The following is a 16,741-nucleotide window of genomic DNA, read 5'->3' on the forward strand; positions in this document are numbered from 1 at the left end:
GATTAAGGCAAAATTAAGAGCGCTATGTTTTTATATGTAGCAAACGGTTTTAATCAAGCTCGGAACGCTTTAATTAAAACACAATAATGCAATACTGAGCAGTACAATAACAAATACGGTTGTTTTGTTATGTCTGTTGCTGCCGGACTCAGCTGATTTGATGTGTTTGGCGATATGATTATGATGTTTCATGAGGATATAAGTCCCTTTCTTGATCACTCTTCTGTTTATTCTAGCTTATTAATGACACTTCATATGAAGCTCTAAGAAATAGCTCATTCGATTTGGTCTATAATTAAAATGAATTGATATTGCGATAGAAACCACGCAGGACAGGACTGACGAAAAACTGCAAGCCGAGATGTACATGATTACTGTATTGGGATATGAATTACATGATAAAATGAGGCACAATCATAACATCGACACTTATCACGCGTTGAGGCTAAAAGATAAGTGCAAAGTGTTATTAAAAATTCCCAATAATAATTTCACTTCTTCAGAAAATCTCGCTATTTTGCAGCATGAATTTCATGTGTTACAAACTGTAAATGCTCCTCCAATAATTAAAGCCTATGATTTTTTACCTAATACGCCCGCTCCCATTTTGATTCTTGAGCATGTAGACGGGCAGTTATTAAGTTCTTACATTCTGGATCATACTCTCGAGCTTGGTGATTTTTTCGATCTGGCAATCCAATTGGTTGATATTGTCGGAGAGTTGCATCAACGGAATATAATTCATAAGGAAATACGGCCTGCCAATATTGTTATCGACACACAGAAACTAACTCTAAAATTAATCGATTTGAGTGCTTCCACAAAATTGGCTGAAGAGTCCTTTGATTCCTCGAGTTTGGAACAATTTAGTGAGGAACTTGCTTATATTTCTCCCGAGCAAACGGGACGAATCAACCGGCCAGTAGATTATCGAACTGATTTTTATTCTCTAGGGGTTACGTTCTATGAGATGCTAACCAATCAGTTGCCCTTTCAAACACGTAACAGCCAAGAGTTAATTGAACAACAGATCACTAAAAAACCGCTGTCTGTATTGGCTGTTCGACGAAACATCCCCAAAATGCTGGCAGCAATTATTGATAAATTATTAGAAAAAATGCCAGAGGATCGGTATTCAAGTTTTATAGGCATCAAGTCGGATATAGTGGACTGTTACAAGCAGTGGGTTATCAAGCGACAGGTCACCGAATACTCACTCGGAACAAAAGACATTAAGGATCATTTGAGTATCTCGCGCAATTTATACGGCCGTGAACATGAAGTGCGACAACTCATTGACGCATATAAACGAGTGAGTCAGGCAGCATCTGAAATCGTAGTTATCGCCGGGTATTCAGGAGTAGGAAAAACCGCTGTTGTCAGGGAAGTATACAATTCAATAGTGGAGCAGCATGGATGTTTTATCCAGGGTAAATACGATCAACTCCAAAGGAGTATGCCTTACAGTGCAATTGTGACTGCGTTTCAACATTTGGTCAAACAGGTTTTGGCAGAGCATGAGGGAAAACTCGAAGAACTAAAAAATCAATTGTTGCATTCATTGGGAACCATTGGACAAATTGTCATCGATGTTATTCCTGAGGTAGAGTTAATTATAGGTGAACAACCTGCTGTACCTCAATTGAATCCTGTTGATGCACAAACCCGGTTTAATCTGGTGTTTCAAAATTTTGTGCGCGTGTTTGCAACCGAAGAACATCCCTTAGTGATTTTTCTTGATGATTTGCAATGGGCAGACAATTCATCTCTCAGCTTTATTGAAAATTTATTAAACGATAGAGGCAATCAATATTTGTTGATTATCGGAGCTTATCGGGATAATGAAATCAATGAAAATCATCCGTTGCAGCTTTGTTTAAATCATTTAAATACGAGTCATGTACCCCTTACACTTCTCACATTGCAGCCATTAAATTTAAGCAATGTTCAACAATTATTACAGGATGCATTAGCGGGTTCCATCGAAAGAGTTCAAAGTCTTGCTGACTGCGTTTTTGAAAAAACCCAAGGAAATCCATTTTTTATTAATGAGTTTTTAAAGCTTCTGTATCAACAGCAGCTGCTTATTTTTTCTTATGATCGGGGTATTTGGGAGTGGAATTTAGAAGAGATAAACCGGCAAAGTGCCGATGATAATGTAATTAATCTGATTACAGCTAAAATTCATCTGCTTTCAAAACCTGGCCAGGAACTGTTAAAGCTTGCTTCATGTTTTGGTCATCAATTTGATTTAAAAACACTTCTTGTTATCAATGGTCAGACCGTAAGTAATACTGCCGAACAACTATGGCAAGCAATAAATGCTCATTTAATCCTTCCTCTGGACGAGTCTTATAAAACATTGGGCCTGGTCGGGTTAAATGAATCGGTTTTGGATTTAGAACTTGGTAATTTACAGTATCGATTTGCACATGACCGAATTCAACAGGCATCACATGACCTTATTGCGCCACAGGACAGGCCTGCGATTCATTTGAAAATTGGCCGGTTATTATTAAAACAACAACCACTGGATAAGTATGATGATCGATTGTTCACTGTGCTGAAACATTTTAATCAAAGTATTCCTTTAGTTGATGATATTGAAGAGAGACATCTACTGGCTCAATATAATTACTGGGCAGGTCAAAAAGCGAAAATGGAATCCGCTTATGATGCAGCAAACGAACATCTATCAGCAGGTATTGAATTTTTGGAGTCGGTTAATTGGAGTAAAAATTATACTTTAGCATTTCGGTTGTATCAGGAATGTGCGTGTTGTAAATATCTGCTTGGGGACTTTATAGCCGCTGATCTTTATTTTTCTGAACTTTTAAATCATGCACAATGCGCTACAGATCGTCTTGAAGTCTATCGATTGAAAATAGAAATGCTCTCTGTTTTGGGTAAACATACAGAGGCTTTGCATTTGGGGTTGGCAGCATTACGCGAATACAATATAAACATCCCGGAAAAGCCGAATATACTGCATTTGTTGATTGCTGTTTATAAAATTAAATTTCAGTTAAGAAATACCATAATAGAACAAGTTTATTTGCCTCCAATGACTGACGTACAACAAAAGGCTATTGTTAACCTAATCACTCAATTGTTAAATAGCGCCTTTAATATTAATCAAAAACTCTTCGTTATTTTAACGTGTAAAAATATGAGTTTGAGTTTCAAATATGGATATACCGAAAGTACTTCGATGTCCATTCCAGTTTATGCTTTTATTATTATGCATTCACTTAATTTATATGATGAAGCCATCTCTTTTGTTCGTTTATACGACCGGTTGAAGCAAGAGTATGGATCATCCGATTTTGAAGGAAAAAATCAGTTTGTATTAGGAACTTTTATTCAGCCCTATCAAAATTCCTTTGAAGAGTGTAACCGTACCGTCAATAATGCATTCAGATTATGTTGTGATTCAGGTGATTTGGTTTACAGTAATTACAGCAAATTATTACTGGTTCTTCACGCCATATCAGCCGGACATAATCTGGATGAGGTAAAAAAGAATATCAGTTTGGCTTTGTCGTTTATGAACCGAGTCAAGATCACTGATTTTATTACGGTAGCAAAATTCTGGGAATTTTTAGTGCAATATTTGAAGGATGGCGAATTTGCGGCGATTAACAAGACTGAATTATTTGAAGAAGAGATAAAAAATGGAAAAAGTAAAACGGAGTTAAGTTTTTTTTACAGTACATTGACTCGTTTGAATTTTTTAGTGGGTCGTTATGAGGAAGCGGTTCTATCGGGTGAACAGCATGAGGTTTATGCTGAATACGATAAGGGTTTAGTAAGCCATTTGGATGGTAAATTTTTTTTTGCTCTTGCTCTATTTTCTTATCTTCCTCAAATACCTAAAGCTAAAAGAAAGGTATATTTAAAAAAATTAAAACGATTGGCGTTTTTTATTGATAAATACGCCTCCTGGTGTCCTGGTAATTACAAAGTTTATGCATTGCTCATAGCGAGTGAATTGGCTTGTCTGAATCGAGATCATGAGAAAGCACTTGCGCTCTGTGAACAATCAATTAAATTGGCACTTTCCAGGGGATTGATTCTGATTGCTGCGATAGCCAGTGAACGGGCGGCTCTTATTTGTCTTGACATGAAGATTGAACGAGTAGCTAAATTCTATTTATGTAATGCACACCGATATTATCAAGATTGGGGCGCTGTAACCAAAGTTAAATTATTGGAAGAAACCTATCCAGCCTTATTACTCGATTACTGCGGTTCGAGTGATGAGTCGGTTGTATCAAACCCTGCTTATGCCCTTGGCGATACAAAAAACCTGGATATGTTGGCCATTTTAAAGTTTTCCCAGTTAATTTCAGGTGAAATTCGTCTGGATCGTCTATTGCAAAGGCTTTTGGTCATTGTTTTGGAATTATCTAATGCTGAGCGTTGTGTTCTTTTAAAGAAAATGGAGGAGCGGTGGATTGTAGTGGCAGAGGGGAATCTGGTACATCAAGCTATTTATCTAAATGGCCTCGAAGCTGCTGATGCAGTTAACGTATATCCAAAATTCATCCTGAGTTATGTGGAACAAACGCAACAGCCAATTATTTTGAATGATGCGGCTCAATCAGAATTCTCCGGTCAGGATCCTTATGTGATGGAAAAAAATCCCAAGGCACTCTTGATGATGCCTCTATTGTACAAAGGCCAATGTACGAGAATACTGTATTTGGAACATCGGAGTATGAGTAATGTATTTACATCTGATCATTTAAACAGTTTGCATTTATTAATGGCTCAAATCATGAATTCGCTGGAACACAGTCGTATGTTTTATGAAGTGACTCATGATGGGTTAACCGGGCTTTCCAATCGCAATATGCTTTATGAACTGTTCCAGGTATCCATAAAACAATTAACGCGAACTCAAGATACGGTGGCTTTGATAGTTATAGAGATGAATCACTTCAAATCCATTAATGAGCGCTATGGGTATGATGTGGGAGATCAGTTATTGATTCATATTGCATCTAAACTAAAGGTCAATTTGCGCAAGGGGGATATTTTGGCACGCATAGGTGGGGATGAGTTTGTGGTGATGCTTACCAATGAACCATCAAATGCATTCCTTGCATCTTTTATTGAACAATTGATTCAGGATCTAATAATACCAGTGCACATTATGGAGCAATTAATTCAAATATCAGTAAATGCAGGAGTTAGCCTGTATCCCGTTCATGGGACGGATATTCAATCCTTAATTAAATTGGCTGAAATGGCGATGAATCAATCCAGACAAACAGGAGTAAATCGATTCAAAATTTATACTGCACATCGTGATGATGAATTGAATCCAAGGGATAAAATGCAATAGCCAACGGCCCATAATCAGCATTAAATCAGCTCGAGAACCCTTTAAAATTCCAGGCTGCTAATCCCGAAGCGATGACACAATAGCTCCTGGATTATGATCTATACTTTAGATTATTTCTCAATCGATATTATTGTGTATACACCAAACGAAAAAAAAACAGGATTAGGATACGATGACGTCATCGGTATGGATCAATACCATTTAATTCCTATGATAAATGCCTATTTGGAACATCAAGGTAAAATACAACTAAAAGCGGGAAATGAGGGCATTTGTCATGGTTTGTCCACGGTTTATTGTAAATTCGTTATAGAAGGAAAACAGGAGGAATTTATTCAGATTATCCAGGCTATTATTAAAAAAGCTGGAGCAATTGGTTTGATTAAAAAAGGCCAGGTAGCTGAAGGAACGCTATTATTCAATGAACCGGGTGATATTAGCGACAGTCGGATCAATAAATTCATTGGCGATGCCCTCATTGCTTTATTACCTGAGGTATTCGATAAGCGTTATGCCCAGGATGATAGTGTTAATTTATTAGGTGTTTCAATACCAGTGAATGATGCACACGGTCATTCGACAGGTGCTCACGTCACAAAACCGATGCAAAAGGTATACAATCTTGGGTTGATCGCTAAAACAGAAGAATGGTCCAGGATTTTTGAACAAATGAAGGCTAATGAAACCTCATGGACTGTTTCCTCTTTTCAACACACGATTGCGATTTCAGTGCAAGATGGACAATTTCATGTTTATGATCCTAATGATAGAAAAATCATGATCTGTAAGAACGGTGAGGAACTTGCTAGTCTGTTAGCAAGTGACAGTTTTGGTCCCGATAGAAAGAAACAACCTTTAACTCAAATGCCGTTAACCATCAATGTGATGGCTCATCCAGCGAAACAAATCAGTTATGATTTTCCTGACAAAACACAGTTAGTCAACGGACTGATAATAGAAGATCCTGATTTCCTCAGCCGAACGATTAATATTCATTTGTCGCATTTTGATTTGTTATCAGTTGCTGCGATGCAAAATGATGTCGAGATGATTAAGGTGTTGTTTGAATCAGGAGTAACCGGTTCCGACATGGCTTTGGCTCGAGCAGCGAAGCATAACCGGATGGAAGCAATTGACGTTTTATTGCGGCCAGAATATAAAGATAAAATGGAAGGCCTGGAATCCGGTTTTCTGAATTCGACATACGATAAAGCATGTGAAAATGCAGTAGAGGAAGGAAGGCTGGAAGCCTTGAAAAGACTGTTACAGAATGAAGAAATTGGCACACGGTTTAATACGTGCATTCAGACTGCTTATGTTCAAAAAAGATACATGCGGTTGGCAGCTAAATCCAATAATCCTGAATGCCTGGAATACGTCATTTCTTTGATAGAAAAAAATAATCCTGGCATTGACATTCCTAATCTCATAACTGCCTCTAAGGCACTACCCAAAGCTATTGCATCTGGAAATACTCGTTGTATTGAGCTGTTAAAAGAGAAAGCAGGCCTTGAGCCATCAGTACAGAAAATTGCCACTTCGGTGAGCAAAGATAGTGCTTTAAATGAAAGGACTCCAATGACATTCCTTGACTCATTCACACCGTTTACTCAGTTTTTAAAAACGATGTTTACTGGTGCTCTGAACGCCTTTACAAAGCTTATCTCAATAAACAGAATTCCTGATGAAACTAAATCTATGAACTCGGAACAGATGGGCACACAAAAAAAATTTAAGGATTCCGTATTGGGTATGAGAGACTCAGAGGTTTCAGAGCCAATTCAGGAAAAAGACACTACAGATACTTCAAATAAAATGAATTGACAGAGTAAATATCTGGTGGACCAGGCAATTGCATATCACTTTGAGTCGCTTTAATTCAATTGCCTGATGGCAAGGACGAACGGATTCTTTTTGAAAAATCATCACTATGATTAGCATCCTGAGCCGCTTTGTTAATTTGCGAACGTTGGCGCAAAATTTCAAACGGTACTGAAGTGTTTAACCAGCCATTATCGTAGAGATAACTGTCAAGCCAACCATTCAGATAGTGGTTCATGTTCACATGGCCTACTCGCCCTGCTTTATTTGCATAGCGTATGATATTTATGGTGCAACTATTGCTGAGTAAATGGTAGAACTCAGCACGTTCAGCAAGTTGATTGATTCTCGTAAGATATATCATAAAGAGTTTGCGCGCATTCTCCGGAGAAATATTAATGTGATAGAGATACGTTTTCTCACCTCGATAATTCGTACGCACTCGAACCAGGTCGCGTTCATCACCAACAACATAAATCAGCTCAAATTGTTTAAAAAGTGAAGCAACAGGTGAGAAACTTTCACCAACCTCTGGTCGTGTTTCAATAGAAATACTAACCGGAGGAGCGTTGTTAAAGATAAAACTCACAAAAGTATGCCCTATCGGACCTGGCATCCAATAAGAAATATAGAGATCCAAGCCAATTAAGTGTGACAACTCGACATCACGATCTTCATATCGAATAATAAAATCATTTCTACTGCGGTAGTCAAAATTACGGACATTAATTAGGTGAACTTTATTTCCATCAATGACGGCTCTTGGCATAACCGCTACTTCAGGCCGCCAGTTTCTATCCTCCATGGGTTTAATACTAATCCACCACCCAATAAGACCAAGATATATTAGTGCAAATATTATCAGTGTTCGCGACTTATGGGAGAGCCATAAACTCCAAATGGCAAATAGTGCAAATACAATCGCCAGGCTTACTCGTAAAAAAAACCAAGGTAGATTTGAATAATATATCGCCAGGGTACCCCATGACCCAATACTTAATTTAAAAAGGAATTTAAACACCATTCCGAGACATACAAATGGCTTCCAGTACCAGGCAGAGTGATTTTTATGATTGGTACACTTAATGGACGTCATCGTTTTTTTTTCCATATTATTCAGGTGCGTTGAACATTGCTTCCCTGTCTTATCAATAGCATACTCTAATAGTGTAGCTTAAGGATTATTAGATGTACCTTGAGAAGATGAATTTAAAATATTAATAACAAAATAAACACTGACTGCTGCGAATAGATGTTTTAAAGTATGGCCACTTATTTGCCCATTGATCTGATAAATGAACAGGTCATAATGTTCCGTTATTTTGGCTAAAAGGTAAAAAACCAACAGACCGGTAAACGCTTTTGTTTCTGGAGGGGACTTTGGAGACCAGAGCAGAATGAAAACAAGTAAAAACAGTGTATAGAATTGTACTAAGATATATAATCTGAGATCTCCACGTCCTAATTCCTCCGTCCAATGCCAGTATAGTACTGAATAAATTCCAAATAATAGTAGGGGTATTAATAAACGAAATCCCCAATTAAAATTAATTTTTTTCATGATCATCAAGGACAGCAGGGACATAAAAACAATGGTCATAGGAATTCTATCCCAAACTAGCCTCTCATTTGTAGGAGACCAGTGATAATAAGCGGAACCAACCCCGATAAGAAAAACGCCTGTAAACATTATTAAATAAACGACTGCCTCTTTTCCCTGTATTTTTTTATTGTTCCATTGTTGGTTGAGTGATCTGAATCCAAGGATACTGACAAATATAAAAAATACATTGGAAGTAACATTCCAAAAATTTGGAATTCTCAATAGTGTTCGTGTGTCAGCAAAATGATGATAACTGTTTAATTGAGGAATTGGTGTGGTAAATATATAAAATAAAACCAGCAATATCAGGGTTAGCATAACCAGGAAAATCCCAATCCATTGATTATTCATCCTGCATGGACACATGAAATTGTGTATTTGACATAGTATCCTTCTTGATTATCAAATAGTCGTTTCTCTTTTTATCTTAGGAAACCTATTTTATTTTTGCAATAAATAATAATGGGTTAAGGTAGTGCCATTAGGCCAAGGCTGTACTAGTCTAAGTTGTTTATGGCCCTGATTTATGGAATTGATAAAACTCGAGATTAACTTTAATCTCGAGCTAAATTTCAGTTTATGCCGCGGGGCTAATCATACTGGTTTTATTAATTGGATCTTGGGTTGGAGCCGTATCACTCATAACCAGAGTGATCTGTGTTTTTTCGGTACCAGGAGCACTAAATAGTGGTTTGTGGGCATTGGGATTTGAGCTATTTGCTAATTGTTCTTCTTTGGCACTGGTGCTTTTTGAGATCTTGCTGTTTTTCAAGCTATTCGCTGCATTACTTCCAGTGATTGAATTTACGTCGACTTCTGTAAAACCATAATTTATGTTTTGTCCATTATGATCGTGATGATGCTTGCCCTCTTCAAAAGCCCGTCCGAATTTATGACCTGTTTTTTTAGCAAAAAATACGGTGCCATAGCCACAACCACCAGCTCCTACTCCAGTGACAAATGCTAAAGGAATTCCAATACCTGTCATGGCAAGGCCACAGGTTGCTGTTGCTAAAATTAGTGTTCCTAAAGCTGCTCCAGTGGTTAACGTTCCGTAACCTAAGCCTTGAGTAAATTTCAATGTGCGTTTTGCTATATTGGGCATGACGTAAATCCTTTTGACGATTATTTTTGCAGTACTGCATTGAACGAGTAATGCACGGAATATTTTTACATAATGTAAAAACCATAACCATGGTAGCAATCTCTATTTTTTGAGTGAACACTTAAAAAGTAATAATGATTATATGAAATTCTAATGACCTGATAATTTGTCGAACAGAAAAAAATGGGGTAATTTTTTTTAGCTTTAATTTAAAATTCGCATAAAAAATAGTGAGATGTCGCCATTGTTGAATAGTGGGAGCTGGTGGACAAAGCGAAGCGTGCCCACCAGCTTGACTCAAGGGGTTTTTGTTGCTTTAAAGGAACCGCACCCATTTATAAAAGAGAACAACCTCCAAAACATTTTGTCATTAAAGTCTCTTGATGTGTAGGTAATCGTTGGCTTGAAGGAGATGCACGATGATGATTGGATATATTATCGCGTATGGTAGTGAATATACTGTTTTTAATTAATCCATTTTTTAAATTGCCATTATCATCAGGTGTGATATCCGAGCTGTGTGCATCACAAAGAAGCGGGTCAAGCTCAGTTGTTTTTTTACAAGGTTCAGGTAAGGTTAATTCTGTGTCTGGTTCCAGATTTCTGATATGTAAGCTGACTAACTCTGATGAACAGGGCTCATCAATGTGAGGCGACGCAATTTCAGCATGTGCCTTATCTGGTTGAACTGCAATTAGTGCCTGGACTAAAACTAAATTTTGTGTTGAGTCATTGGGATGGACCTTCGTATCAACCGATTCTGGTGAGCTGCTCCTGGAAGGGTGAAGTTGTGCAAGCGCAAGGGATGCTTCACTCGGTTCGACAAATGTTATTTCGGGTGTTGAAGTAGTGTTGCTTGTTACGGAGTCAATCAGATTAGATGCTATTGTTGATGCATTATTGATGGCATGTGAAGCTTCATCTAAAGATGGGATATCTTTCACAAAAACCTTGCTATCAAAACCAAAATAACGGTCATTCAATATTTGATCTGCTTTTAGCCTGGCTTCAGGAAACTCGAGTATTTTATTTATAACTTCGATATAAGATTCTCTTGATTTGGTCAATATTGTTGCCTTAATTTGAGTATCAGAGTAATAGCTGTGAATTTTATTAGGATATACATGAGCAGAGTTTGGCAGGGATTTTATAAATTTATCCCGTACACTCTGTGTAGAGAAAAAAAGTTCAAATCTCATGCAGGTGTGAAGCTTCCTATTGTGATCTACATAATAAATTTGAGGATAAGTAAGATGAGCTTCTATCAAATCAGGATTGAATAATCCCTTGCTAAAATCAAAAATACTGGTGCAACCTCCGTAAATTAATATCCCTGCTCCTATCAGAGAAAGCTGGGATAGCAGTTTCATTTCACCATCAAGATTCACAAAAGTATCTGGCTGTAATTCAGAAAGAGGAGGAGGATCGCGAAACTCATTGACGACCCATGTACCCCTGTCTCCTCTTTGAAACTGTGAGTTTGATTCAGTCTTCATAAAGCGACTATCGAAGGGAAAATGTATAATGTATCTTCGGATCTTACTAACTCTATCAAAGAATCACAATCTTTTGATAATTAACAATATAATACAATAAAATTTGTTAAAGCAGGCAAAATTTTGGATTACTTAGGTATTATGGGATTCGTTAAAGTTCAATAAATCCAAGAAACATATTAAATGAACTCATATTATTTTTTGTTTAAAGATGAGTTTATTTGGCTAAATGAGTTTAAAAAACGGTTTTAATTAATTATTATTCAATATATTAGCAACCAAACATTTTATTGAACTGATCTCGTATGCTGGTTGGCCAAGAGAGTAGAAATGTTAACACGCCCTATGGAACATTATATATATGTCATATATTGAGCTATCAAATTATGGTGGATCACCTTTTGAAAAATTAATGGGGCATGCACCTGAGGTTTTAAATCAATGGGCAAAATTGGAGGAAGTTTTTTTTCGAAGTAATGTATTTACTTTAGAGTTTCTTGAACAAATTAGGCGTGCTTTGGCTTTTAAAAATTTATGTCAATACTGTATGTTAAAGGCTGGGCCTCCAGAAGAAAATCCCGAGTCGACACGTTTGGCAATTGCGTTAAGGTTTGCAAATAAATTTGCAATAGATCATACATCCATTTCTAAAGAGGAAGTTCAAGAGATGGAGCTATATTTTTCTCGCAAGGAGTTAATCGAATTAATAGCTTTTTGTAGTTTCGTTACTGCCTCTCAGAAATTTGGTTCTTGTCTAGGTCTTGAATCAGCCGATCATTATAAATAGGTGTTGAACTATCAATTATTACGACATTCCCAAAAATGATGGGTTTGTGAACGCATCGATCTCAAATCTTAAAATTTTCAATCTACCCCTAAAATCGGTTCGTAAACTCTGTACATTTAACAAAGTTCGTTTTAATCTAACTTTTTAGACTTTCTGAACAAAAGGATGAACGATGCGAGTAGGGTATGCCAGAGTATCAACACATGAACAAAATTTAGACTTGCAACTGGATGAATTAAAAAGGGCGGGTTGTGAGGAAATTTTTACGGATAAGATCAGCGGCTCGGTTTCGGAAAGACCTGGGTTAGACAAATTACAGAATTATCTCAGAAAAGGAGATGTTCTAGTGGTATGGCGTTTGGATAGGCTAGGGCGCTCTCTTAAGCATCTGATTGCATATGTGGCTAAGCTAGAGGAAAAAGGGATAGGGTTTCATAGTATTACCGAATCTATAAATACTGAAACATCGTCCGGTAAGTTTATGTTCCATGTATTTGGAGCACTCTCGGAATTTGAACGTAATTTAATTAAAGAACGAACTCTTGCTGGTCTTGAAGCTGCTAGGGCTAGAGGGCGGCAGGGTGGAAGGCCAGAAAAGCTTAGTGATGAGCAAAAGGAATTAGCTAGAACGCTTTATGCCAATAAGAAGCATTCAATTCAATCTATTTGTAAGATGGTTGGTGTAGGAAAGACCACTCTATATAAATACATTAATAATTGAAAATAATTATTTCCTTCTAGCTTGTAGCATAAAGTTTAAACATCACAAATAAAGGAACTACTGAAATACCCAGAAAAATCATTTTTAATATAAAAAATTTTTCAATTTTTTTACCTGTTTCATCCCCCAAATTATAGTTAATATCTTTTCCTGGATTTTGTTGATGTATTTTTTTTATTGTTTGAGCATCTGAATTAGATAAAAATGCTCCATATAAATATTGAACTAAATCAATTATAAAGAAAATAATTAATATTGAGAAAAAGGTAATGAGTAAAAATTTTGGCCTACATTCGATTAACCAATACACTGTCCAAAAAATAGCCCCCTCAACAAATGCTACCTGTCTGGCAATTTTTGACGATTCAGAGGTATAAAAACTATACCTTGCATATGAAAAATTCATTTCAGACACAATATTTGATTTATGTTTTTTATTCTTTCCTTTAATTTTCTTGTTCATTTTGATATTCCTGATCCAGGGTGTCTGGGTAGGTCTTGTTCTTCGTCCGGTAAGTCAATAGCTTCTTTAACCAATTTTGGAATTAAATTTTCAATGTCTTTTGGTTTTAGTTTTAGAAATTCGTCTTGGGATAATCGTTCAATTTTAATTGGTGGAGTCTGGAAAAAATGATGTGACGGTATTTTTTCAAAAATTGCGATGGTGAACTCCATACCGTGTTTTTTTATTTCAGCTTTAAGATTTGTGTTGTTTTTTCTATTACAGGCATCTATTTGCTGATTAATTTTATTTTGTAACTCCCTGATTTTTCTCATATTAGAAGATTCCTAACGACTTATTGAAAAATGAATTACCTAAGTAATAATAGCACATCAAATGACTTTCAATTAGACATGTAGATCAATTAATTGCCTGAAAAATTAAAAGACAACTACCGTTCAAAACCCGTGTTTTGTTCATTAAATCGATTAGTAAATACGGGTGTTCATCAAGTCTTTTAAAGCGAACTTGTAGACTCCGCAACGTCAATAATTTCATATGGTTACTAATTCATAAATTAAGAGACATAAAACTATTATGTAAAAATCATTCTGGCTATTGGTTATGGTCTAAACTTTATTAAAAGGATTATAAGAGTAATGAAATGGATATTAGCTCAGAGTTAGTGATTGCTTTGGTCGGAGGTACAGGAACTAACTTTGATGAGGTTGTAAATTATATAAAGGGTATATTGGAAGGTTTTTATGACGAAGTGCATCCTATTGTTTTATCAAAATTACCCAACATCTATTTTAGTGACAACCCCACTTTTTCAGGTAAAAGCCATTTAGACAAAGTTGAATTTTATCAGAAGCAAGGAGATGAGATAGCTCAAAATTATCCTGCTATGATGGGAATACTTGCTACATGTGAAATTAATAAAAAACGTATTCCAACCAAATCCAACGCGTACATCATAAAATCGCTTAAACGAAATGACGAGTATAAAGTTTTAAGAAGAATATATGGACATAATTTAATTTTAATTTCTGTCTATGAACCTAAAGCCCATAGATTAGAGCATTTAATTAATAAAGAAATTATATGTTGCCCTGATAAGAGATATGAAGAGATAAAAGAAAAAGCCACTTACATCATTGAGCGTGATAAGCATGATGAAAATAATAAGGATGGTCAATCAGTTCGAGAAACATATACAAATGCATCATATTTTGTAAGATACGATACTTTAAAAGAAGATATTAAGAGATTATTAGATATTTTGAGAGGAGATCCAATAGAAACGCCAACTAAAGATGAAGTAGCGATGGCCAATGCTTCAGTATGTGCTATGCGTTCTGGTGATTTATATAGACAGGTTGGTGCTGTGATCACAGATGATGATGGAAATATTCTCTCAGCAGGCTGCAACGAAGTTCCTAAGTTTGGTGGTGGTGCTTATTGGAATGACACTAAAGATGAAGATTTAAGAGATTATTTTTGTCATGAGCAAGGAAAACCCTTAACAACTATAATAAAAGAGCAGATGGCTGAAGAAATTCTTAAAGATATAGAAAATGATTTACCCAATAGAGTAAAAAAACTATTTCAAAAAAATAGAGAAAATATTATTAAAAAAATCTTACAGAAGGGCGCGATTAAAGATCTCATTGAATTTTTAAGACCTGTGCATGGAGAAGAAGCTGCCATATGTGATGCTGCTTTGAGGGGCGTTAGTATAAAAAATGCAACATTATATTGTAACACCTATCCATGCCATTTATGCGCAAAAAAAATTATTGCCTCTGGAATTAAAAAGGTCGTTTATATAGACCCATATCCTAAAAGTAAAGCCGAAATACTTTATAAAGGTATTGTGGTTGATAAGCCTCTAAATATTAAAGAGTCTTTAGGAAAAGTGGTATTTGAATCGTATCGTGGATGCTCTCCCAAAAAATATAATTATTTATATAATTTAAAATATAAAAAACGATATGATAAAAATACGGGATTAATCAATCCTAAAGAAGAGATCAACTATCATACTGAGCTGCTATACGTCTCCAATTATTCCCCATTAGGTTATGTACAAAAAGAAATAGCTTATATTGAATGGTTAAACACCGAATTTGAAAAAAAGCTTAATAAAAAAGTTATAATCAGTGAAATTGATTTAAATTCTAATTATTTATTTGAAACTAAATGGCTTAATAAATAATATCATTATAACTTTGAAAGTAAATTTTCCGTAATTTAGGCTAATAACTTAACTTTGAAAAGTTAACCTAGATAATTAACTTTCCACAAGCTATTAAAGGTCATTTTTAAGTTAGAATGTTTATAGAGCAATACTAGGAAACAAAACCCCCATTTTTATTACTTACAAAAACTACGTCATTGACTTACAATAACTAATTGTATATACTTTACTCATCAAATAAAAAGAAGAATTGAAATGATATTTATTGAAACGCCAATTTTCACAGAGGATGTAAAAGAGCTTTTATCTGATGATGAATATGCTGAGTTTCAAAAGTATCTTGCTGATAATCCTTCGGTGGGTGATGTTATACAGCAAACAGGAGGCTTGCGAAAGATTAGGTGGTCTTCTCAAGGAAAAGGAAAGCGAAGTGGTGTAAGAGTTATATATTATTATGTAACTTCAGCTTCACAAATCAGACTCTTACTTATTTATAAGAAAGGGGTGCAAGATGATTTAACGACAGACCAAAAGAAAATGTTACGTCAATTAAATGAACGGTGGTAATCATGGATAAAAAATTATTTGAAAGATTATACGAAAGCATGACTCAAATGAATGAAATTGTTGATGGTGAGCGCGTTCCTTCGCGAGAATTTGTGGTAGATGCTGTTCATGTAAAAGAAATAAGAAGAAAAACGGGTTTAACTCAAGAAAAATTTTGTCATTTAATTGATGTTAATATTGGTACATTAAGGAATTGGGAGCAGGGGAGGAGAGAGCCAACGGGCCCTGCAAAAGCTCTCCTTCGTGCAATAAATAAAGATCCTGAGCATGTATTAGCTGCATTAGCTAGTTGAATACGCAACAAATTGCTTTTTAATAATAATCTCAAATTGCAGTTAATCATAGTTCCACTATACCTGGGAGTATTATATGCAGAGAAAAAAACGCATACACCATATAACTGGGGAGGAAGTGGAAAAACGAAAAAGTATAGTAGATGGAATCGAGATTGAATTTACAGAAGCTCAAGAAGTCGAGAGAGATATTGAGGAGCACGATTGGTTTTTAAAAGAACCTGATCGCATCCACGGTAATCCCCCCATTTTTAACCGACATCAAAAATAGAGAGTTAAGCAGCCACTAAAGCTAGTTTCTGCCTTGGTGTAATGCCACCGATAGCCATATTAGGTCTTTCATTATTATAAGACCA

General features: G+C 35.8%; 15 protein-coding genes. 8 read left to right on the forward strand and 7 right to left on the reverse strand.

Annotation, left to right across the window (positions count from 1 at the left end; translation table 11 throughout):
• Positions 1 to 69: 69 nt before the first annotated feature.
• Positions 70 to 192 (reverse strand): hypothetical protein, encoded by a 123-nt coding sequence (locus ELY21_RS15930; protein WP_255411184.1) that lies wholly within the window; start codon positions 190 to 192, stop codon positions 70 to 72.
• Between the two features lie 175 nt (positions 193 to 367).
• On the opposite strand from ELY21_RS15930, the gene ELY21_RS10265 reads away from it, so the two are divergent.
• Both ELY21_RS10265 and ELY21_RS10270 read left to right on the forward strand, forming a co-directional pair.
• Positions 368 to 5,350, forward strand: a complete 4,983-nt coding sequence (locus ELY21_RS10265; protein ID WP_158618547.1) for an AAA family ATPase — start codon at positions 368 to 370, stop codon at positions 5,348 to 5,350.
• Between the two features lie 93 nt (positions 5,351 to 5,443).
• Complete coding sequence (locus ELY21_RS10270; protein WP_127109211.1) at positions 5,444 to 7,174, forward strand: ankyrin repeat domain-containing protein; 1,731 nt, start codon at positions 5,444 to 5,446, stop codon at positions 7,172 to 7,174.
• Between the two features lie 55 nt (positions 7,175 to 7,229).
• Here the strand turns inward: ELY21_RS10270 and ELY21_RS10275 are convergent, their stop codons facing one another.
• From ELY21_RS10275 to ELY21_RS10290, 4 genes are all read right to left on the reverse strand, one after another.
• Positions 7,230 to 8,267, reverse strand: a complete 1,038-nt coding sequence (locus ELY21_RS10275; protein WP_127109245.1) for a DUF4105 domain-containing protein — start codon at positions 8,265 to 8,267, stop codon at positions 7,230 to 7,232.
• 78 nt (positions 8,268 to 8,345) lie between these two features.
• Complete coding sequence (locus ELY21_RS10280) at positions 8,346 to 9,092, reverse strand: ceramidase domain-containing protein (protein WP_158618548.1); 747 nt, start codon at positions 9,090 to 9,092, stop codon at positions 8,346 to 8,348.
• Positions 9,093 to 9,351: 259 nt separating this feature from the next.
• The gene (locus ELY21_RS10285; RefSeq protein WP_127109215.1) at positions 9,352 to 9,879 is read right to left on the reverse strand and encodes a hypothetical protein; all 528 of its coding nucleotides are present in this window, start codon (positions 9,877 to 9,879) and stop codon (positions 9,352 to 9,354) included.
• Positions 9,880 to 10,214: 335 nt separating this feature from the next.
• Complete coding sequence (locus ELY21_RS10290; RefSeq protein ID WP_127109217.1) at positions 10,215 to 11,375, reverse strand: hypothetical protein; 1,161 nt, start codon at positions 11,373 to 11,375, stop codon at positions 10,215 to 10,217.
• Between the two features lie 361 nt (positions 11,376 to 11,736).
• Between ELY21_RS10290 and ELY21_RS10295 the strand changes: the two genes are divergently transcribed.
• On the forward strand, positions 11,737 to 12,162 hold the full coding sequence (locus tag ELY21_RS10295) for a carboxymuconolactone decarboxylase family protein (protein WP_127109219.1): 426 nt from the start codon (positions 11,737 to 11,739) through the stop codon (positions 12,160 to 12,162).
• 172 nt (positions 12,163 to 12,334) lie between these two features.
• A complete protein-coding gene (locus ELY21_RS10300; protein ID WP_127109221.1) occupies positions 12,335 to 12,883 on the forward strand; it encodes a recombinase family protein in 549 nt (182 codons plus the stop codon).
• Positions 12,884 to 12,899: 16 nt separating this feature from the next.
• On the opposite strand, the gene ELY21_RS10305 is transcribed toward ELY21_RS10300, so the two are convergent.
• A complete protein-coding gene (locus ELY21_RS10305) occupies positions 12,900 to 13,346 on the reverse strand; it encodes a hypothetical protein (RefSeq protein WP_127109223.1) in 447 nt (148 codons plus the stop codon).
• Positions 13,343 to 13,660: a hypothetical protein gene (locus ELY21_RS10310; protein WP_127109225.1), complete on the reverse strand. Its 318-nt coding sequence runs from the start codon at positions 13,658 to 13,660 to the stop codon at positions 13,343 to 13,345. Before ELY21_RS10310 ends, ELY21_RS10305 begins: the two co-directional genes overlap by 4 nt.
• Positions 13,661 to 13,989: 329 nt before the next feature.
• On the opposite strand from ELY21_RS10310, the gene ELY21_RS10315 reads away from it, so the two are divergent.
• The 4 genes from ELY21_RS10315 (at position 13,990) to ELY21_RS10330 (ending at position 16,656) form a co-directional block, all read left to right on the forward strand.
• A complete protein-coding gene (locus tag ELY21_RS10315; protein WP_127109227.1) occupies positions 13,990 to 15,543 on the forward strand; it encodes a deaminase in 1,554 nt (517 codons plus the stop codon).
• 237 nt (positions 15,544 to 15,780) lie between these two features.
• Positions 15,781 to 16,092 (forward strand): hypothetical protein, encoded by a 312-nt coding sequence (locus tag ELY21_RS10320; protein WP_127109229.1) that lies wholly within the window; start codon positions 15,781 to 15,783, stop codon positions 16,090 to 16,092.
• Positions 16,093 to 16,094: 2 nt separating this feature from the next.
• A complete protein-coding gene (locus ELY21_RS10325; RefSeq protein WP_127109231.1) occupies positions 16,095 to 16,385 on the forward strand; it encodes a DNA-binding transcriptional regulator in 291 nt (96 codons plus the stop codon).
• Positions 16,386 to 16,461: 76 nt separating this feature from the next.
• Positions 16,462 to 16,656: a hypothetical protein gene (locus ELY21_RS10330; protein WP_127109233.1), complete on the forward strand. Its 195-nt coding sequence runs from the start codon at positions 16,462 to 16,464 to the stop codon at positions 16,654 to 16,656.
• Positions 16,657 to 16,741 lie beyond the last annotated feature (85 nt).

The organism is Legionella sp. km535 (assembly GCF_003990085.1).
GTDB lineage: Bacteria > Pseudomonadota > Gammaproteobacteria > Legionellales > Legionellaceae > Legionella > Legionella moravica.